Source organism: Ruegeria sp. BG5, assembly GCF_056538425.1.
In genome coordinates this window covers 1,756,976-1,775,272 of sequence record NZ_JBQFTC010000001.1, presented here as the reverse complement: position 1 = coordinate 1,775,272, position 18,297 = coordinate 1,756,976, and the positions used below count along the sequence as shown (strand labels likewise).

The following is an 18,297-nucleotide window of genomic DNA, read 5'->3' as shown; positions in this document are numbered from 1 at the left end:
CTAGTTCTATAGAAAGGCCATGAGCGACCAAGATCCCAAATCCCTAATCCGCATCGCCCGCGAGTCTGGCGTCGAGACTGAACTCGAGCCGCTGGATCTTGGCGCGCGGGTGCGCGAGCTGCGCAAGGCGCGCAACTGGACGCTGGAACAGGCGGCAACACAGGCGGGTCTGGCGCGTTCAACGCTTAGCAAAATTGAAAACGGGCAGATGTCGCCCACCTATGACGCGTTGAAGAAACTGGCCACCGGGTTGGAAATTTCGGTGCCGCAGCTTTTCACCCCGCCGCAGCGGGATCAGGTGATCGGGCGGATGGCCGTCACGCGTATGGGCGACGGAACCGCGCATGCCACGGTGACATACGAGCACGAATTGCTGGCCGAGACGTTGACCAAGAAGCAGATGTTGCCCTACCGCGCGCGCGTGCGGGCGCGGTCAATGGATGAGTTCGACGGCTGGGTGCGCCATGACGGGGAAGAGTTTCTATACGTGCTGACCGGCGTTGTTCGCCTGTATACCGAGTTCTACGAACCCGTCGAAATGCGTCGCGGCGACAGCGCTTATTACGATGGCAGTATGGGGCATAACGTGGTGTCTGTCAGCGACGAAGACGCAACGATCCTGTGGGTGACGTCACTTAACTAGATGAGCGTGGGACAGTTCGTGGTTCAGGCGTTCCGTGAACAGAAAATCCTCAACCTCTTCCCGGGCTTCGTTCACGGTCAGATGATGACGCTCGGCCAGGTAGGCCTCGAACTGTTCACGGTTGTTCCACACGCGATCCATGTCCTGATCCCTCAGGTTTGGAAATCGTCGTTTGGCACGGGCATAGGTCGCGCCCAGGTCCTGCGTCAGATCTGTCCAGTTCAACATGTGCGAGCTTCCCTTGGTTTGCTTAGGACTGCTCTCCCCCACAGACAGCGTACGTATGTGTTGGCGTGACCTCGGACATGACAAAATGTCGCAGTCTGATTTGGGGCAGTACCGAACAAAAATGCCCGCTGCGGACATCCCGCAACGGGCGATCGGACCTGCAGTTCAGTGTGAGTGGCGGCTGGTCCGTTTGTTCTGTGTCAGGACCTGAGCGACACGCGATAGGTGTCCGTAAAATAACAATTAAATCGCAGTGTGGATCTGATCTGACTAACTACAAGGTATATCGGTAAATTGCGCATAGTAAAGCGTTTTGAGGCGTCAATTTGATCTTTCGCTAAGATTTGTTGGTTGCGCGGAATATAGCCGAGGGCTTCGCGCAACATACCAGATTTGGGGGTTGGTCCCGCATGTGCCAATTTTTGCCGAACCCGGTCGATTGATCGCCGGATTGAACAGCCGGGGATTGATCTGCACCCGACATCCTTGGGTCAGTTAGCTGTCAGCAAAAGGATCACGCCGGACCGTTACTCTTCGTACCACCAGACTTCGGGCATGTACTGAGGGCCGTCGCCATAGATCGGAAGCGTCTCGGGGAACTTCAGCGCACTGACATGCGCGATGCGGCCGACATCAAAGCTCCAGATCGGGATAACATAGCGGCCGGCGGTCAGAACACGATCCAGCGCACGGGTGGCGGCGACGAAATCTTCGCGCGATTCCGAGGCCAGCATCGCGTCGATCATCCCGTCCACGGCGGGTGAGGCGACGCCCATCAGGTTGCGCGTGCCCGGCGTATCGGCGTTTTCACTGCCCCAATACAGGCGCTGCTCATTCCCCGGTGACAGGGACAAGGCGCGGCGGAACGGGGTCACGTCGAAATCCAACTCGGACGTGCGACCGGTATACTGTGCGCTGTCGACCTGTTCTGTCATGACCTGAATGCCCAAACGCTCCAACGCGCGGGCATAGATTTCGACGGCAGTTTCCATCTCGGCGTCGCCCTGTTGCAGCAAAACGGTCATGCGGAATGCCTCGCCGTTCTGGTTTTGCAACACGCCGCCCTGAATGGTCCATCCTGCCTCGGCCAGCAGTTTTGTCGCTTTGCGGATATTGGCGCGGTTGCGGGCCGAGCCATCCCCTTGGGGCAGCGCATAACCTTCCAGGGTGCCGGGGGTCAGGTCCGAGGCAAAAGGCTCCAGCAGCTCTTTGACCTTGCCGGTTGCCGGGCCGGGCTGCATAGCCAGATCCGAGCCCGAGAAATACGAGGTGATCCGGGGCTGCGCGCCACCGGTGATTGTGTCGTTGATGAATTCAAAGTTGAACGCCAGCGTCAGCGCCTCGCGCACGCGCCAGTCGTCAAAGGGGGCTTTCCGCGTGTTCATCACAAACCCGGTCATGCCCGAGGGCTTGCCGTGCGGGATTTCTGTCTTGATCACATCGCCGCGCTGGATGGCGGGGAAGTTGTACTGGGTGGCCCATTTGTCGGCATTGAACTCGCGGACGGCGGACAGTTCCCCGGCTTTGAACGCTTCGAACAGTACCGTGGCGTCGCCATAGAATTCGATCCGCATATCATCCAGGTTCATCGTGCCCCGGCGGAACGGGACATCGTTGCCCCAGTAATCTGGGTTCCGCTTCAGGTTGACGTATCGCCCGGCCTCATAGTCGTCGATCACATAGGGGCCGCTGCCGATTGGCACATCATGCAGTTGGGCGTCGGCAAAGCTGCGACCTTCCCACTGCGCCTTTTGCAGGATCGGACGCAGACCGGCGATCAGCGCAAGTTCCCGATTCGGTTCGTTAAAGGTGATCCGGACAGAACGCGGGCCGGTCTGTTCGATGCTGTCGATTTTTCCCCACAGACCGCGATAACGCAGATGCCCCTCGGTCCCGAGGGTCTGGTAGGACCAGATCACATCTTCGACAGTTACTGGGCTTCCGTCTGAAAATTCAGCCTCTTCCCGCAGTGTAAATTCGACCCAGGACCGGTCTGGTGCAGTCTCAACTGATTCGGCTAACAGCCCGTAAAGAGTGAAAGGTTCGTCCCAGGACCGGCCCATCAGGCTCTCATGCGTCCAAAATCTAAGCTGCCAGGGCGAGGTGCCTTTTTGCACAAACGGGTTCAAGCTGTTAAAGCCGCCCGTGTTTCCAAAAACGACCCTGCCACCTTTCGGCGCATCCGGATTGGCGTAGGGCAGCGACACAAAATCCGGTGGTAGGGCCGGGTCGCCATACATAGCTATGCCATGGGCCGAATCTGCATGGGCGAAAGAGGTCGCCAAAATGCAGGCGATTCCCGCTGCGAATGGACGAAGAGGGCTTAGGAAATCCGGGCGCATTTTGGAAACAATCCTGCTCTGGCCTTATTTTGTTGGGGATCACCGTACCGATGATTTTTCTTATTTTCAAACTTTTAGCTTGGATGAAGGCACAGAATTGCTTATAAAGGTCTCACTGCTCGATAGGTTTCTTGCCTGTATGAAACCTGCCTCAATAACTTAACGCCCGCTTCGTGCGGGCGTTTTTTTTGGTCGGTTGGCGCGGTCTCGCCGCGGTGCTTTAGCGGCGTCTTTCCCCGTTTTCTTTGCAGGTGCAGCATGGCATGCTGTGCCCAATTTGATGCTAAGGGAGAACGGTCATGAGCCTGTCGGGCAAAACAGCAATCATTACAGGATCAAACTCGGGGATCGGGCTGGGCGTCGCGCGCGAACTGGCCAAGGCCGGGGCGGATGTGGTTCTGAACTCGTTCACCGACCGGGATGAAGATCACACCTTGGCCGCCGAGATCGCCAAGCAGACCGGCACCAATGCGCGCTACATCAAGGCGGACATGTCGAAGGGTGATGAATGCCGGGCGCTGATCGAACAGGCCGGGACCTGCGATATTCTGGTGAACAACGCGGGTATTCAGCATGTGTCGCCAATCGATCAGTTTCCGGTCGAGAAATGGGATGCGATTATTGCGATCAACATGAACTCGGCCTTTCACACCACAGCGGCGGCCTTGCCAATGATGCGCGCAGCGGGCTGGGGGCGGATCGTCAATATCGCCTCGGCGCACGGGCTGACGGCGTCGCCCTTCAAGGCGGCTTATGTTGCGGCCAAGCATGGGGTTGTCGGGATGACCAAAACCGTAGCGCTGGAAACCGCGCAAGAGCCGATCACCTGCAATGCGATCTGTCCTGGTTACGTGCTGACTCCGCTGGTCGAGGCGCAGATTCCTGACACGATGAAGGAATACAACATGAGCCGCGAGGATGTGGTGAAGAACATTCTGCTGGAGCGGCAGCCGTCGAAAGAGTTCGCCACGGTTGAGCAATTGGGCGGAACCGTGCAGTTCCTGTGCTCGGACGCGGCGGCGCAGATCACCGGCACGACGATCTCGGTCGATGGGGGCTGGACGGCTTTGTGAGTTTTCATGGGGGCTCTGCCCCCATACCCCCGAGGTATTTTTGAACAGAAGAAGGGGCGGGGACTTGAAACAGATCAACCTGGCATTGCAGGGCGGTGGGGCGCATGGGGCGTTTACCTGGGGCGTGCTCGACCGGTTTCTGGATGAGGAAGATATTGAGGTTGCGGCGATCACCGGAACCTCGGCCGGGGCGCTGAACGGGGCGGCGTTCAAATCCGGCATGGTGCATTCGGGCCGAGACGGCGCGCGGGCGCGTTTGGATGAGCTTTGGAAACGAATGGGGGCCATAGGCGACATGCGGCTGGCCAACTGGTTTCGCGGGTTGGAGCCTGCAAGCATTGCGCAGGCCATGGAGTACTCGCTGCCGTATTCCATTGGCGATGCGTGGTCGCGGATGGTGTCGCCCTATGCCTACGGGCCGTTCTATACGAACCCGCTGGAACCCGTTGTGGACCGGTTCAATTTCAAGGAAATCTGCGCCGATCAGGGGCCGCGCCTGTTTGTCTGCGCAACCTGCGTGCGCAGCGGCAAGATCCGGGTGTTCACCGGGGAGGAGATTTCGACCGATGCGATCCTCGCCTCGGCCTGTTTGCCGACGCTGTTCAAGGCGGTTGAGATTTACGACCCCGAGACGGAGCGGACCGAAGCCTATTGGGATGGGGGCTATACCGGCAACCCGGCCTTGTACCCGTTGTTTGGCGATGATTTGCCGGATGATGTGGTGATCGTGAATATCAACCCGCTGGAGCGGGATGAATTGCCGGTGACGCCGCAGCAGATTCAGAACCGGATTAATGAGATCAGCTTTAACTCATCCCTGTTCCGCGAGTTGCGGGCGATCAATTTCGTTCAGCGATTGTTGGAAGAGGGCAAGCTGAAGGCCGGAGAGATGAGCCGCGTTCTGGTGCATATGATTGCGGATAACGAGCTGATGAACAGCCTGTCGGTGGCCACCAAGACGGTGCCCAACCCAGTGATCCTGCATAAGCTGAAACAAGCGGGTCGTGACGCTGCCGACGGGTTCTTAAAGCGCCACAAATCGGACTTGGGCCAGAACAGTACGGTTGATCTGCCCGCGATGTTCGGCTGATCACTCGGGCGGCTGGGTCGGGTCTTTTTCGTTGGGATAGACCAGACCGGCCGAGATCACCAGTTTCGCGGCGTCTTCGATGCTCATGTCCAGCAGGATGACGTCTTCGGCTGGAAAGAACAGCAAAAAGCCCGAGGTCGGGTTGGGTGTGGTCGGGATAAACACGCTCAGCAGATCGCCACCCGTTTCCGCGCGGGTGCTGACTTCTCCCTTCGCGGTCGTCGACACGAAGCCGATGGCCCAGATGCCACGGCGCGGGTATTGCACCAGGCAGGCTTTTTCGAAAGACCGCTCGGTCTGAGCAAAGACCGTTTCCGAGATCTGTTTGATGCCGGAATAGATCGACCGCACGATGGGCATCCGGTTCACCAGACTTTCGGTGAACGAGATGAAGGACCGGCCCAGAATACCCTTGGCCACCCAGCCTACCAGTACGGTGAACACCAGGAAGATGATAACGCCGACGCCGCGCAGGTTGATGCCCACATATTGTTCGGGCCGGAATTGCTGTGGCACCAGCGGCAGAACGGCGCTGTCGATCCAGCCGACAACGGACCAGATCAGCCAAACGGTCAACCAGACCGGAGCAATGACGACGATCCCCGTCAGGAACGACGCGCGCAGGCGCGAAAACAGGCCGGGGCGGCGGTGGGGTTCTTCGTCAAACGGTGTATTCATTACAGGTCCGGGTGATTTGCGGATTTAGTTAAGCAGTCCAACGCGCCCGTGCAATAGGGCGGAATTACACACCGTTTGCCAGCGCTTTAGCGATGTTCGCCGCCAACCGGGCGTTGTTGCGGACCAATGCGATATTGGCGGTCAGCGAGCGGCCCTTGGTCTTTTCAAAGATCCGTTGCAGCAGATAGGGCGTCACGGCCTTGCCGGTGATCCGGTGGGTTTCGGCATCGGCCTGCGCGGCGGAGATGATCGGGGCCAGCTCGTCAGCCGGGATCTGGTCGGCTGCGGGGATCGGGTTGGCGACCAGTTGGCCACCGGGCAAACCCAGCGCACGGCGGGTGGCGTGGGCTTTGGCGATGGCTTCGGCGCTGTCCATCCGCAGGGGCGCAGCGTAGGGGGATTTCGCAGACCAGAAGGCGGGGAATTCGTCCTGCCCGTAGGCGATCACCGGGACGCCCAGAGTTTCCAGAACTTCCAGCGTTTTGGCCAGATCCAGAATGGCCTTGGCCCCTGCAGCCACCACTGTAACCGGCGTCTGCCCCAGTTCATGCAGGTCGGCGGAAATGTCGAACGAGGTTTCGGCACCCTGATGCACGCCGCCAATGCCACCGGTGGCAAACACCTCGATCCCCGCATACTGTGCGGCGATCATCGTGGCGGCGACGGTGGTGGCTCCGGTGCCCTCGGTCGCGATGCAGGCGGCCATATCGGCGCGAGAGAGTTTGGCGACGCCCTGCGCCTGACCCAAAGATTGCAACTGATCGGGTTCAAGCCCCACATGCAGCACGCCTTCGATCACCGCCATGGTGGCCGGAACGGCCCCGGCATCGCGGATGTCCTGTTCCACCTGGGCTGCGACCTCGACATTTTGCGGGTAGGGCATGCCATGGGTGATGATGGTGCTTTCCAGCGCCACGATGGGCTGGCCTGCGTCTTTGGTGGCGCGGACCTCGGCTGAGTAGTGGATGTCGATCACAGGGGAGTTTCTCCGGAAACGTAAGTTGCGGCGGCGTTCAGCGCGCGGGTCAGGGCTGTCTGTTCGTCGGCACCGCCCGCTTCTGAGGCGATATGGGCGGCCATGAAGGTGTCACCTGCGCCGGTGACGCGGGTTACGAGAACCGAGGGCGGGGTTTGGGTTAGAACGCCCGACGACGAGCCGACGGTGGCCGAGTTACCCCCGTCTGTCACCAGCACGCGCAGCGCCCCCCGGTCCAGCAGGCCCTTGGCGGCGGATTCGGAATCGGCGAACTCGCGTTGGCAGAGCAGACCGGCCTCCTCCAGATTGACATACAGCGTCGCGCGGGCGTGTTTCAGGAAGGGCAACAGGCGCTCGGCCTTGCCGGGCGAGGCGGGGGCGACCCGCAGGTCGGCTTTGCCAAAGGCCGGACTTTGCGCGATCTCTTCCAGCAGGTTCAGCGTCAGGTTGCCGTCCAGCGCAATCGGGCCTTCGAAGGGCGTGTTTTCGTATCCCAGCGGACCATGCATCAGGGGGCGCAGGATCTTGGCCCCCGCAGCCTCAAGCGAGTGTGCATCGGCAATGGCGGCGATCAACCCGTTGGCCCCTTCGACGGCCATGTAGCGGTCGGTGGGCAGGTCCTGCGAGCGGTAGATATGTTCTGTCACCATGCCTAGGCGCGCGCAGGAATTGACCAACTCGTCCCCCTCGGGGTCGCGGCCAATGGCGGTCAGCAGGGTCGGGGTCATGCCAAAGCGTACCAGCGTCATGGCGATGTTCATGGCAACGCCACCGGGCAGACGGGTGATCCGGCCCGGCACGTCCGATCCCTGCCGCATGGCGCTGGCCGACCGTCCGATCACGTCCCATAGGACCGAACCGATACACAGGATGTCGCTGTTCTGAGTCATGCCGCTGTCATGCCGCAGCACCGGGGGCCTTGCAAGTCCGAACGTTAACGCCAACACAGATAAACCGCCTGCTCTGCGCGTTCAGGCTTGCGATCTGATGCGTTCGGCGGGAAACTCGGCCAGGTATGATTTGTGATTTGATTTCCATTGCAGAGCGTTGCGCATGAGCGGCTTTTTCCGCCTGATGATGGGTCTGATGCTGTTGGCGATGCCCGTCCAAGCCCAGACCCCGCCGCCGACGATTGTCGAGTTCTGGACCAAGGCAGACAGCCTGTTTCTTGAAATCACCCTAAACGCCGAGATGTTTCTGGCGGGGATTGATCCTGAAACCCATCCTGACCTGACCGACAATGCTGGCTACCGGGCGCTACGCCAAAGGGTCTCGTCCGAGTTGGAGCCCGAGGTCCGCGCGTTTGTCACCGACTGGAAGGCGCGCTTGCAGGTTGAGGCCGGTGGCCCGGTCGTTCTGGCCTATGAAGGGGTGCGCATCCCCGTTGTCGGCGATACCGCAGCCCCCCGGATTTCACGGCTGTTGCTGACAGCGCCCTTGCCGAATGGGGCGTCCAATCTGCGCCTGACATGGCCTGAAGGTCATGGGCCGGTTGTTTTGAAACAGCAACAGGTGGCCGCCCCTTACACCGGTTATCTCATTGCCGGAGAATCCAGTCCTTCGATCCCATTGCAAGGCGGCGCGGCCCTCAGCCCCGAACAGGCGGTGCAGGTGTTCTTCCCCAAAGGGTTTTCGCGCATTCTGCCCAACGGTCTGCAAGAGATCGCGCTGGTTCTGGCCTTGGTTTTTCTGTCCCTGACACTGCGCGCAGCAATCGCCCAGATGGTGTTCCTGTCGATCGGATTGGTCTTCGGACTGGCGCTTTCGGTTTACGGGGCGTTGGGGGTGTCGCCATTTGTAGCCTCTCTGACGCTCACATCCGCCATCGTCATTCTGGCGCTCTGGAACCTGATCCTGAGGCGTCTTCATGTCTTTCGATTACTGGCGGTTTTTGCTGCCGGTTTGCTTCTGGGCAACGTTCTCAGCGCCTCCGTGATCGCGATTGGCGTACCGCCCGACCACCTGCCACCCGCCATCCTGGGATTTGCAGGGGGTGCGGTGGCTGCGCTCAGCGCGGTTGCGGCGGCAGGCTATGCCGGTGCTGCCCTGATCTCTGGCGGGTCGCATCGGATGCGAGGCCGGGTATCGGTTCTGGCCTCGATCCTGATTGCAGGTGTCGGGGTCTATTGGATGGTCGCGCCGTGGATGCTTAGCTAGGCATGTGGGCCAATAGCGCGTTCAGCGCGGCCAACGGATCCTCGGCTGACCAGATTTCATCACCGATGCCGAAGAAATCGGTGCAGGGCGACAGGTCGCGGATCAGGTCGGGGGTCAAGCCGCCCTCGGCCACAACGGGAACTTCGATCATCTCGGACCACCACTGGAACAGGTCCTTTTCGGCCAGCGTACCATCGCCCAGCGACGACGTGCCGACCGGGCCAAAGGCGACGTAATCGACACCAGCCTCACCAGCGGTCATTCCATCATGGCTGGACGCCCCGCAGAAACTGCCGACAATCGCGTCCGCGCCCAGTTCCTTGCGGGCCGCGCGCACGGACCGGGCGGCATCATCCAGATGTACCCCGTCCAGCCCCAGCCGTTGCGCCAGCAGCACGTGGTTCGAGATTACGATGGCCACGTCGCGCGCATGGGCAACCTCGCGGCAGGCATCGGCAGCGCGGGCGATGGTGTCCTCGTCATTGCCGGCCAGCGCCAGACGAATGCATGCGATCTCGGCTCCGTCCAGCACCCGCGCCAGCTGGTCCGGATAGGTGCTGAGCGTGATGGTCGGCGGTGTGATCAGATAAATCTGCGGCTGCTCGGGGGTGTCCATTGGCGCGTCCTTCGCTTTCAGTCTTTGGCGCGGTTTAGCGGATTGCGGCGGGGAAGCAAACTTTTATGCCTGCCGAGCGGGTATTTGGGAACAGAAGAAGAGGATCGGGTTGCTCTGTCAAAGCTGGCGGATTAGAGCGGGCGGAGTTTTTCGGAGACAGCCATGCCCAGTGACAGATCCCAGCCTTCCTTCGTGCTTGTGCGCCCGCAGATGGGTGAAAACATCGGCGCCGCCGCGCGGGCGATGTGGAATTTCGGGCTGGACCGGATGCGGATCGTGGCCCCGCGTGACGGGTGGCCGAACCCCAAGGCGGTGGCGATGTCCAGCGGGGCCGGGCGGCTGCTGGACGAGGCGCAGCTGTTCGATGATCTGGCAGGCGCGCTGGCCGACAATACATTCGTATTCGCCACCACGGCGCGGCAGCGCGGGTTGACCAAACCGGTCTACAGCCCGGAACGCGCCATGCAGATCGCGGCCCAGAAGGTGGCGGCCGGTGAAAAGGTCGCCGTTTTGTTCGGCCCCGAACGGGCCGGGCTTGAGAATGAAGATATCGCCAAGGCAAACGCCATTATCTCGGTCCCAGTGAACCCGGAATATGCCTCGCTGAACCTTGGGCAATGTGTCTTGCTGACCGCTTATGAGTGGATGCGCCAGACCGGCGATGTGGTGCATGAAGCCACCGATTTGGGCAAGGGCGACTGGGCCACCGGCATCGAGGTCGAGAAACTGGTCGAGCATTATGAGGATCGGCTGGAGGAGGCTGGGTTCTTCTATCCGCCCGAAAAGGCCGACGGCATGAAGACCAACCTGCGCAACCTGTGGTCGCGGATGCGCATGACACGGGCCGATGTGCAGATGTTGCATGGGATCATGCGGCAGATGGTCCGCTGGAAAGATAAGGGCTGAGGCTGGACCTCGCCTGTCAGTGGCCCTAGCTTGCGACGAAATCCAGGACACATGAGGACAGCATGAGCGCCAAGCGCAGCATCTTCGAAGACGTCTCAGACAGCGAAAAACAAAAAGCCGTGCAGCCCGGTATGATCGACAAGGGACGCGGCGGCGCGCGCAAGGCGATCCGCGCCTGGCTGATGATCCTGTTCGCCTTGGTCGTTGTGATGATCGCTGTCGGCGGGTTGACCCGTTTGACCGACAGCGGCTTGTCGATCACCGAATGGCGTCCGATCACCGGGGCGATCCCGCCGATGACCGAGGCCGACTGGCAGGCGGAATTCGACAAATACAAACAGATCGACCAATGGCGCATCCAGAACCAGTGGATGGAGCTGAGCGATTTTCAGTTCATCTATTGGTGGGAGTGGGGCCATCGCCAGTTGGGTCGCCTGATTGGTCTGGTCTGGGCGCTTGGCTTCTTCGGCTTCCTTGTCGCCCGCAAAATCCCGACCGGCTGGACCGGCAAGTTGCTGATCCCCGGCGCTTTGGGTGGTGTTCAGGGCGCGGTGGGCTGGTGGATGGTCGCCTCGGGAGTCACGCAGGGCGAGGGGATGACCGCCGTCGCCAGCTATCGCCTCGCGGTGCATCTGGGACTGGCCTTTGTGATCCTGGGTTTCCTGGCCTGGTACATCTTTGAGCTCGGGCGCGAGGAACGCGATCTGATGCAGGCCCGCCGCGCGAAAGAGGTGAAACTGTTCTCGCTGTCGACCGGCCTACTGCATTTCACCTTTTTGCAAATACTCATTGGCGCGCTGGTCGCCGGGATCGATGCCGGGCGGTCTTTCACCGATTGGCCGCTGATCGGCGGGCAGCTTCTGCCACCGGATGCAACGGCAATAGACCCCCTGTGGCGCAATTTCTTTGAAAGCCCCGGATTGGTGCAGTTCATCCATCGCTGCGCCGGGTATCTGCTGTTCATCTTCGCGATCATCGTCTGGCGGCGCGGCCAGACCAGTGCCCATCCACAGACCCGCTTTGCCTTCAACGCGGCCTTTGCGGCGCTGTCGCTACAGGTCGTGGTCGGTGTCATCACCGTGCTGTATGCCGCGCCATGGCAGATCGCGATCTTCCACCAGTTCATGGCCGTCGTGGTCTGGACCCTGATCCTGCGCGCCCGCTTCCTGAGCGGCTATCCCATTGCAACCTCAATTCGTGGAGCCTGAGCCCGATGACTGCCTTTGACGACCTGATGGCCTTTCAACGCGAAACCTCGGCCCTTGGACAGATCGCTGGCCGCCTGGGCTGGGATCAGGAAACGGTGATGCCGCGCGGGGCCGCGCCCCAACGAGCCGAGGAAATGGCCGCAATCGAGGCGGTTCTGCATGCCCGACGGTCCGACCCGCGTGTGGCCGAATGGCTGGAGCAAGCCGAAGCTTTGGACACGGCAGGTCAGGCACAACTGCGCGAAATCCGCCGGTCTTATGAGCGTACCGTCAAAGTGCCCGCCGATCTGGCGAAAGCCATCGCCCGCGTCACTTCGGCAGCGCAGGGAAAATGGGCACAGGCGCGCGCGGATGAGGACGTGTCGGCCTTCCTTCCGGTTCTGGAAGAGGTCGTGGCCCTGAAACGCGAAGAAGGTGCGGCGCTCGCGCAGGGCGGCGACATCTACGACGCGATGGTCGAGGATTACGAGCCTTACACAACCGGCGCGCAGATCGCGGCGATTTTCGATCAGATGCGCCCGCGTCTGGTGGCGCTGCGCGCGGCAGTTCTGGACAAGCCCGCGCCGCAGGCGCTGGCCGGTACGTTTGACGAGGCGGCCCAGATGCGCCTATCGCAGACCCTTGCGCTGGCGTTTGGATACGACCTGAACCGGGGCAGGGTGGACAAGGCCGTACACCCGTTCAGCTCGGGCAGCGGATCGGATGTGCGGATCACCACACGCACCAGCAAAACGGACCCGTTCAACTGCTTCTACTCGACCATTCATGAGGTCGGCCACGCCGCCTACGAGCAAGGGATCGACCCGGCCTATGCGCTGACCCCATTGGGAAGCGGCGTGTCGATGGGCGTGCATGAAAGCCAAAGCCGGATCTATGAAAACCAGCTTGGCCGGTCGCGTGCGTTTACCGGATGGCTCTACACCCAAATGCGCGATGCGTTCGGGGATTTCGGGATTGCGGATGCCGATACCTTCTACGCCACGGTGAACCGCGTCCATAACGGCTATATCCGCACCGAAGCGGATGAGGTGCAGTACAACCTGCACATCATGCTGCGCTTCGACCTGGAGCGCGCGCTGATGGCCGGAGACCTTCAGGTCAACGATCTGGAAGCTGCCTGGAATGACCGCTTCAAGGCCGATTTCGGTTATGCCGTCGACAAACCTTCGAACGGCTGCCTGCAGGACGTCCATTGGTCGGTTGGCCTGTTCGGTTATTTCCCGACCTACTCGCTGGGCAACGTTTATGCCGGGTGCCTGTATCAGGCCCTGCGCAACGCGGTGCCGGGGCTGGATGGTCAACTGGCCGAAGGGGACACCTCGGGCGCGACCACTTGGCTGCGCGAAAACGTACAACAATTCGGGGGGCTTTTCGCCCCGCGCGAGATCATACAGCGCGCCAGTGGGGTCGAACCGGGGCCGGAGCCCTTGTTGGCTTATCTGGAACAGAAATTCGTGGCGCTGTACGGGCTTTGACGATCTGCCGTCACGTTGTTGTGTGACAGCGTGGCGTTTGGCGCTGTGGTGCGTAAACTGGACATGTCCAAGCCACTTTGATCGCCGGTTCTGCATGAAAACACAGATTAAATCCCACTTGGCTGCCGCCATAACCAGCGGCAATCTGCAATCGGCACGCAGAGGCATGGCAGAGCTTCGGCGCAAGCTGCGTGGTGCAGATCATGAGGCGCATTATTTTCATGATGTCGCCGATCCCTATTGCTATCTGACCGCGCAGATCCTGCCCGAATTTCAGGAGCGCTATCGCGTTAAACTGTGCATTCATTTGATCTCTGGCCCACATTCGGATGCGATCCCCGCGCCCATGGAACATAGGCAAAACGCCCTGATGGATGCAGGGCGTCTGGCCCGCCGGATCGGGCTGGATGCGCCGCAGGAACCGGCGGCAAAGAAGGTGGAAACCGCAAAGCGGCTTCTTGCAGATGCTTTAGGAAAACCTGACGCCGCAGAACGCCTGCGTGCTATCACCGCAGGCGTTTGGGGCAGGGAGACTATGCCCGACGACGGTGGCGTGGATCCCGGGCAGGCGATGGAGGTCGGCGACCAAAAACTCGCCGCGATGGGACATTACTTGGGTGGAACGTTTTACTATGGCGGCGAATGGTATTGGGGCGTTGATCGGCTGCACTATCTGGAGGACCGGCTTGCGCAGCTAAAGCTACGTCAGGGAGATGCTTCGGTAGAGCCCTTGAAAGAAAATGCGCAGCCGCCGAACGTTCAGGGCAGTATGGAGCTGGAGTTCTTTTTCTCATTCCGCAGCCCATATTCCTATCTGGCTTTTGACCGCGTTGTTGATCTTGCCAACCGCTATAACGCTCGCCTGATCCTGCGCCCCGTTCTGCCGATGCTGATGCGGGGGCTGCCGGTACCCAAGCTCAAGTCCGGCTACATCCTTGGCGATTGTGCGCGGGAAGCGCGCAGAATGAAGATTCCGTTTGGTCGAATTTGTGATCCTTTGGGGTCTGGCGTCGAACGCGGGTACGCCTTGTTTGACTACGCCGAGGATCATGATCGGTTGGCGACCTACTGCTCGACCTTCATGCGTCTGGTCTGGTCCGAGGGAGTGGACGCAGCCTCCGACAAGGGTATGGCGCGAATTGCGGGCGCCAGTGGTCTTGATTGGGGGGCCGCGCGTCAGGCTCTGGCCACTCAAACATGGCGCGACCGGGTTGAGAAAAACCAAAGCAGACTGCAAGAGATTGGTCTGTGGGGCGTTCCCAGTTTCTACGTAGCCGGTCAGGCGATTTGGGGGCAGGATCGGTTATGGGCTGTCGAGGATTTGCTGAGGGCTCAACGGTCGGGCACGGGTGGAAGCTAAACCACCTGAACCAATTCGATCCGCGCGGCAACGGCGGCAAAGAACAGGACGCTGCCGACCAGAACAAACACATGCCAGATCGTGTTGTGGAACGGCAACCAATCCAGCAGGTAGAATGCGACGCCCGCGGTGTAGACCAGCCCTCCGGCGATCATCAGGGTGATGACTGTGGGCGATAGTTCGGCCAGCATCGATTGACCGGCCCAGACGGCGGCCCAGCCCATGAGCAAATAAAGCGCCAATCCGAACCAGCGGAATCGGTTCGGGTCGAACATCTTCAGCGCCGATCCCAGGGTTGCCGAAAACCAAAGCCCGATCAGCAGCCCCGTTGGTTGCGTACCCGACAACAGCAGGAACGGCGTGTAGGTGCCAGCGATTTTGACGTAAATACCCGAATGGTCGAGGCGGCGCAGGAACGCGCTCCAATCGTCGTGTTCGATCATGTTGTAAAGCGCTGAGAAGGTCAGCATCAAAACAAGCGTCACGCCATAGATCGACGCGCCCAGAACGGCCACTGGGTCCGATCGGTAGTAGATCGTCAGGATGATCAGCATCGGCACGGCGATCAGGGCGGACGACACGCCAAGCACATGGATCACACCATCGCTTACGCGCTCGGCGCGGCTGTAGGCGGGGCGGATATGGGCAAAGGACCACATGTTAAGAAAGCTAGGCCTCGGATTGGCCTCGGGCAAGCGCGCCAAACGGGCGCTTGCCGATAACGTGATCCAGAACGGCAAAACGCCCGCAAGAACGGGCGCTTTGTTTCATAAGTGTTGGAAAATGTGAGGGTTACTCCTCGGTTTCCTCATCCCCTTGGTCTGCAATCCAGGCGACCGAGACAACCTCTTCCCCCTTGCCGGTGTTGAATACCCGCACGCCACCCGAGCTGCGCGAGCGGAAGGAAATGCCATCGACCGGAACCCGGATCGATTGGCCCTTGGAGGTCGCCAGCATGATCTGATCGTCGATTTCGACCGGGAAGGACGCCACCAGTTCGCCGCCGCGCATAGCCTTGTCCATCGCCGCCACGCCCATGCCGCCACGTCCACGCACCGGGTAGTCGTGGCTGGAGCTCAGCTTGCCTGCGCCGCCGGTGGTGATGGTCAGGATCAGGTTCTCGGCCGCCGACATCTCGGCATAGCGTTCCTGCGTGATCACGCCGGGGGCTGCTTCGTCCTCATCGGTCTCGCCATCGTCCGCGATACCCGCCACGGCGCGGCGCATCTTGAGGTAAGCGGCGCGTTCATCCGGGTCAGCCTCGAAATGGCGGATTACGGACATCGAGACCACGCGGTCACCATTGGTCAGCTTGATACCACGCACACCGGTAGATTCGCGCGAGTTGAAGACCCGCACATCGGTGGTGCGGAAGCGGATCGCGCGGCCCGAATTGGTGACCAGCATCACGTCTTCATCTTCCGAACAGATGCGCGCGTTTACCAGTTCCACATCCTCTGGCAGTTTCATCGCGATCTTGCCGTTGCGGCGGACATTGGTGAAGTCCGACAGACGGTTGCGGCGTACGTCTCCGGCGCTGGTGGCAAAGACGATTTGCAGGTTTTCCCATTCCTCATCCGGCACATCCACCGGCATGATCGCCGCGATGGAAACCCCGGTCGGGATCGGCAGGATGTTGACGATCGCCTTGCCCTTACCTGTCCGGCTGGACTGCGGCAGACGCCAGGTCTTGAGCTTGTAGACCATGCCTTCGGTGGTGAAGAACAGCAGCTGCGTATGGGTGTTCGCCACGAAGAGGTTGGTGACCACATCCTCTTCCTTGGTCTGCATCCCCGACAGGCCCTTGCCGCCACGCTTTTGCGCGCGGAAATCGGCCAGCGGCGTGCGCTTGATGTAACCGCCCGAGGTGACGGTGACGACCATATCCTCACGCTCGATCAGGTCCTCATCTTCCATATCGCCGGACCAGTCGACAATCTCGGTGCGGCGGGGTACGGCGAATTGCTCACGCACACTGCGCAGCTCATCACCGATGATCGACATAATGCGCTCGCGCGAGGACAGAATATCCAGGTATTCCTTGATCTTGGCGGCCAGTTCTTCCAGCTCGTCCGTGACCTCTTTGACGCCCAGTTGGGTCAGGCGCTGCAGGCGCAGGTCGAGGATGGCGCGGGCCTGAACTTCGGTCAGGTTATAGGTGCCGTCGTCGTTCATCTTGGACAGAGGATCGTCGATCAGGCGCAGATAGCCTTCGATCTCGGAGGCTGGCCAACGGCGGGTCATCAGTTTTTCGCGCGCCTCGGCGGCATCAGCCGACGAGCGGATGGTGGCGACCACTTCATCCACGTTTGACACAGCCACAGCCAGACCACACAGGATATGGCTGCGTTCCCGCGCCTTGCGCAGGTCGTAGGCGGTGCGGCGGGCGACAACATCCTCGCGGAAGTCGATGAACGAGGTCAGGAACCGGCGCAGGGTCAGTTGCTCGGGGCGGCCACCGTTCAGGGCCAGCATGTTGCAGCCGAACGAGGTCTGCATTGGTGAAAAGCGGTAAAGCTGGTTCAGCACCACCTCTGGTGTTGCATCGCGCTTCAGCTCGACCACGACGCGCACGCCGTTGCGGTCGGATTCGTCCTGAACGTGGGCCACGCCTTCGATCCGCTTCTCGCGCACGGCCTCGGCGATCTTTTCGATCATCGCGGCCTTGTTCACCTGATAGGGGATTTCGTCCACGATGATGGCATAGCGATCCTTGCGGATTTCCTCGGTGCGGGTCTTGGCGCGGATGATGACGCTGCCGCGCCCCTCAAGATATGCCTTGCGGGCACCGGACCGGCCCAGCATCACGCCGCCAGTCGGAAAATCGGGGCCGGGGACGTATTCGATCAGTTGCTCGGATGTCAGGTCCGGATCGTCGATCAGCGCCAGCGTGGCATCGACCACCTCGCCCAGGTTATGCGGCGGGATGTTGGTTGCCATACCCACGGCGATACCACCGGCACCATTGACCAGCATGTTGGGGAAACGGGCGGGCAGGACGGTTGGTTCGCGGTCCTTGCCGTCATAGTTGTCCTGAAAATCGACCGTGTCTTTTTCGATATCGGCCAGCAGCGAGGCGGCGGGCTTGTCCATCCGAACTTCGGTATAACGCATCGCCGCCGGGTTATCGCCGTCCATCGAGCCAAAGTTGCCCTGACCATCCAGCAGCGGCAAAGACATCGAGAAATCCTGCGCCATCCGCACCAGCGCGTCATAGATAGCTGAGTCCCCGTGCGGGTGGTATTTACCCATCACGTCGCCAACCGGACGGGCCGATTTGCGATACGCCTTGTCATGGGTGTTCCCGGTTTCGTGCATGGCGTACAAAATCCGCCGATGCACCGGTTTCAGCCCGTCGCGCAGATCGGGGATCGCGCGGGAAACGATGACCGACATGGCATAGTCCAAGTAGGACGTGCGCATCTCGGATTCGATAGAGACCGTCGGGCCGTCATACACTGGGCGCTCGGGCGGGGTTTCGTCCATGTTTTCAGGGATTTCTGGCGTATCGCTCACGTAAACTGCTCGTCCTTAGTGCAGACTCT

The 18,297-nt window shown here is 60.7% G+C and carries 17 protein-coding genes; 9 read left to right on the top strand and 8 right to left on the bottom strand.

All coding sequences use genetic code 11. The features are described from left to right. Positions 1–19: 19 nt before the first annotated feature. Complete coding sequence (locus ACR0KX_RS08325) at positions 20–643, top strand: XRE family transcriptional regulator (RefSeq protein ID WP_170450285.1); 624 nt, start codon at positions 20–22, stop codon at positions 641–643. On the opposite strand, the gene ACR0KX_RS08320 is transcribed toward ACR0KX_RS08325, so the two are convergent. Together ACR0KX_RS08320 and ACR0KX_RS08315 are read right to left on the bottom strand one after the other, a co-directional pair. Next, complete coding sequence (locus ACR0KX_RS08320; RefSeq protein WP_170450287.1) at positions 632–871, bottom strand: SPASM domain-containing protein; 240 nt, start codon at positions 869–871, stop codon at positions 632–634. The genes ACR0KX_RS08325 and ACR0KX_RS08320 overlap by 12 nt on opposite strands. Before the next feature lie 527 nt (positions 872–1,398). Next, a complete protein-coding gene (locus ACR0KX_RS08315) occupies positions 1,399–3,213 on the bottom strand; it encodes an extracellular solute-binding protein (protein WP_480708250.1) in 1,815 nt (604 codons plus the stop codon). On the opposite strand from ACR0KX_RS08315, the gene ACR0KX_RS08310 reads away from it, so the two are divergent. The 3 genes from ACR0KX_RS08310 (at position 3,158) to ACR0KX_RS08300 (ending at position 5,376) form a co-directional block, all read left to right on the top strand. Then, entirely contained in the window at positions 3,158–3,376 is a 219-nt protein-coding gene (locus ACR0KX_RS08310; protein ID WP_170628320.1) for a hypothetical protein, read from the top strand. The genes ACR0KX_RS08315 and ACR0KX_RS08310 overlap by 56 nt on opposite strands. A 136-nt stretch (positions 3,377–3,512) precedes the next feature. Then, positions 3,513–4,286: a 3-hydroxybutyrate dehydrogenase gene (locus ACR0KX_RS08305; protein ID WP_170621875.1), complete on the top strand. Its 774-nt coding sequence runs from the start codon at positions 3,513–3,515 to the stop codon at positions 4,284–4,286. Positions 4,287–4,350: 64 nt separating this feature from the next. Then, positions 4,351–5,376, top strand: coding sequence for a patatin-like phospholipase family protein (locus tag ACR0KX_RS08300; protein ID WP_480708248.1), 1,026 nt, complete (start codon positions 4,351–4,353; stop codon positions 5,374–5,376). Here the strand turns inward: ACR0KX_RS08300 and ACR0KX_RS08295 are convergent, their stop codons facing one another. The 3 genes from ACR0KX_RS08295 to ACR0KX_RS08285 all read right to left on the bottom strand — a co-directional run bounded on the left by ACR0KX_RS08295 (position 5,377) and on the right by ACR0KX_RS08285 (position 7,920). Next, a complete protein-coding gene (locus ACR0KX_RS08295; RefSeq protein ID WP_170450295.1) occupies positions 5,377–6,054 on the bottom strand; it encodes a DUF502 domain-containing protein in 678 nt (225 codons plus the stop codon). Positions 6,055–6,118: 64 nt separating this feature from the next. Next, positions 6,119–7,030: a pseudouridine-5'-phosphate glycosidase gene (locus ACR0KX_RS08290; protein ID WP_480708246.1), complete on the bottom strand. Its 912-nt coding sequence runs from the start codon at positions 7,028–7,030 to the stop codon at positions 6,119–6,121. Next, the gene (locus ACR0KX_RS08285; protein WP_170621872.1) at positions 7,027–7,920 is read right to left on the bottom strand and encodes a PfkB family carbohydrate kinase; all 894 of its coding nucleotides are present in this window, start codon (positions 7,918–7,920) and stop codon (positions 7,027–7,029) included. Before ACR0KX_RS08285 ends, ACR0KX_RS08290 begins: the two co-directional genes overlap by 4 nt. A 163-nt stretch (positions 7,921–8,083) precedes the next feature. Here ACR0KX_RS08285 and ACR0KX_RS08280 point away from each other — a divergent pair, with 163 nt between their 5' ends. After that, entirely contained in the window at positions 8,084–9,187 is a 1,104-nt protein-coding gene (locus ACR0KX_RS08280) for a HupE/UreJ family protein (protein ID WP_170621871.1), read from the top strand. Here ACR0KX_RS08280 and ACR0KX_RS08275 read toward each other — a convergent pair. Beyond that, positions 9,180–9,803 (bottom strand): thiamine phosphate synthase, encoded by a 624-nt coding sequence (locus tag ACR0KX_RS08275; RefSeq protein ID WP_170621870.1) that lies wholly within the window; start codon positions 9,801–9,803, stop codon positions 9,180–9,182. The genes ACR0KX_RS08280 and ACR0KX_RS08275 overlap by 8 nt on opposite strands. 162 nt (positions 9,804–9,965) lie before the next feature. Between ACR0KX_RS08275 and ACR0KX_RS08270 the strand changes: the two genes are divergently transcribed. From ACR0KX_RS08270 to ACR0KX_RS08255, 4 genes are all read left to right on the top strand, one after another. Further along, positions 9,966–10,709 carry an RNA methyltransferase gene (locus ACR0KX_RS08270; protein ID WP_170621869.1) on the top strand — a complete coding sequence of 248 codons (744 nt, stop codon included), beginning with the start codon at positions 9,966–9,968 and terminating at the stop codon, positions 10,707–10,709. A 62-nt stretch (positions 10,710–10,771) separates the two neighbouring features. Further along, positions 10,772–11,917 (top strand): heme A synthase, encoded by a 1,146-nt coding sequence (ctaA, locus tag ACR0KX_RS08265; RefSeq protein ID WP_170621868.1) that lies wholly within the window; start codon positions 10,772–10,774, stop codon positions 11,915–11,917. A gap of 5 nt (positions 11,918–11,922) precedes the next feature. After that, positions 11,923–13,392, top strand: a complete 1,470-nt coding sequence (locus ACR0KX_RS08260; RefSeq protein WP_170450308.1) for a carboxypeptidase M32 — start codon at positions 11,923–11,925, stop codon at positions 13,390–13,392. A 166-nt stretch (positions 13,393–13,558) separates the two neighbouring features. Further along, a complete protein-coding gene (locus tag ACR0KX_RS08255; protein WP_480708243.1) occupies positions 13,559–14,752 on the top strand; it encodes a DsbA family protein in 1,194 nt (397 codons plus the stop codon). On the opposite strand, the gene trhA is transcribed toward ACR0KX_RS08255, so the two are convergent. After that, positions 14,749–15,411, bottom strand: a complete 663-nt coding sequence (gene trhA, locus ACR0KX_RS08250; protein ID WP_170450312.1) for a PAQR family membrane homeostasis protein TrhA — start codon at positions 15,409–15,411, stop codon at positions 14,749–14,751. The two genes, ACR0KX_RS08255 and trhA, sit on opposite strands and share 4 nt — an antisense overlap. A gap of 133 nt (positions 15,412–15,544) precedes the next feature. After that, positions 15,545–18,238: a DNA gyrase subunit A gene (gene gyrA, locus ACR0KX_RS08245; RefSeq protein WP_480708396.1), complete on the bottom strand. Its 2,694-nt coding sequence runs from the start codon at positions 18,236–18,238 to the stop codon at positions 15,545–15,547. Between the last annotated feature and the right edge of the window lie 59 nt (positions 18,239–18,297).

What these genes read in the sequence shown, in the direction of transcription:
- ACR0KX_RS08325 (WP_170450285.1), top strand. Translation starts at nt 20, where the DNA reads ATGAGCGACCAAGATCCCAAATCCCTAATCCGCATCGCCCGCGAGTCT.
- ACR0KX_RS08320 (WP_170450287.1), bottom strand. Translation starts at nt 871, where the DNA reads ATGTTGAACTGGACAGATCTGACGCAGGACCTGGGCGCGACCTATGCC.
- ACR0KX_RS08310 (WP_170628320.1), top strand. Translation starts at nt 3,158, where the DNA reads ATGCAGGCGATTCCCGCTGCGAATGGACGAAGAGGGCTTAGGAAATCC.
- ACR0KX_RS08315 (WP_480708250.1), bottom strand. Translation starts at nt 3,213, where the DNA reads ATGCGCCCGGATTTCCTAAGCCCTCTTCGTCCATTCGCAGCGGGAATC.
- ACR0KX_RS08305 (WP_170621875.1), top strand. Translation starts at nt 3,513, where the DNA reads ATGAGCCTGTCGGGCAAAACAGCAATCATTACAGGATCAAACTCGGGG.
- ACR0KX_RS08295 (WP_170450295.1), bottom strand. Translation starts at nt 6,054, where the DNA reads ATGAATACACCGTTTGACGAAGAACCCCACCGCCGCCCCGGCCTGTTT.
- ACR0KX_RS08285 (WP_170621872.1), bottom strand. Translation starts at nt 7,920, where the DNA reads ATGACTCAGAACAGCGACATCCTGTGTATCGGTTCGGTCCTATGGGAC.
- ACR0KX_RS08280 (WP_170621871.1), top strand. Translation starts at nt 8,084, where the DNA reads ATGAGCGGCTTTTTCCGCCTGATGATGGGTCTGATGCTGTTGGCGATG.
- ACR0KX_RS08275 (WP_170621870.1), bottom strand. Translation starts at nt 9,803, where the DNA reads ATGGACACCCCCGAGCAGCCGCAGATTTATCTGATCACACCGCCGACC.
- ACR0KX_RS08270 (WP_170621869.1), top strand. Translation starts at nt 9,966, where the DNA reads ATGCCCAGTGACAGATCCCAGCCTTCCTTCGTGCTTGTGCGCCCGCAG.
- ctaA (WP_170621868.1), top strand. Translation starts at nt 10,772, where the DNA reads ATGAGCGCCAAGCGCAGCATCTTCGAAGACGTCTCAGACAGCGAAAAA.
- ACR0KX_RS08260 (WP_170450308.1), top strand. Translation starts at nt 11,923, where the DNA reads ATGACTGCCTTTGACGACCTGATGGCCTTTCAACGCGAAACCTCGGCC.
- ACR0KX_RS08255 (WP_480708243.1), top strand. Translation starts at nt 13,559, where the DNA reads ATGGCAGAGCTTCGGCGCAAGCTGCGTGGTGCAGATCATGAGGCGCAT.
- trhA (WP_170450312.1), bottom strand. Translation starts at nt 15,411, where the DNA reads ATGTGGTCCTTTGCCCATATCCGCCCCGCCTACAGCCGCGCCGAGCGC.
- gyrA (WP_480708396.1), bottom strand. Translation starts at nt 18,238, where the DNA reads ATGGACGAAACCCCGCCCGAGCGCCCAGTGTATGACGGCCCGACGGTC.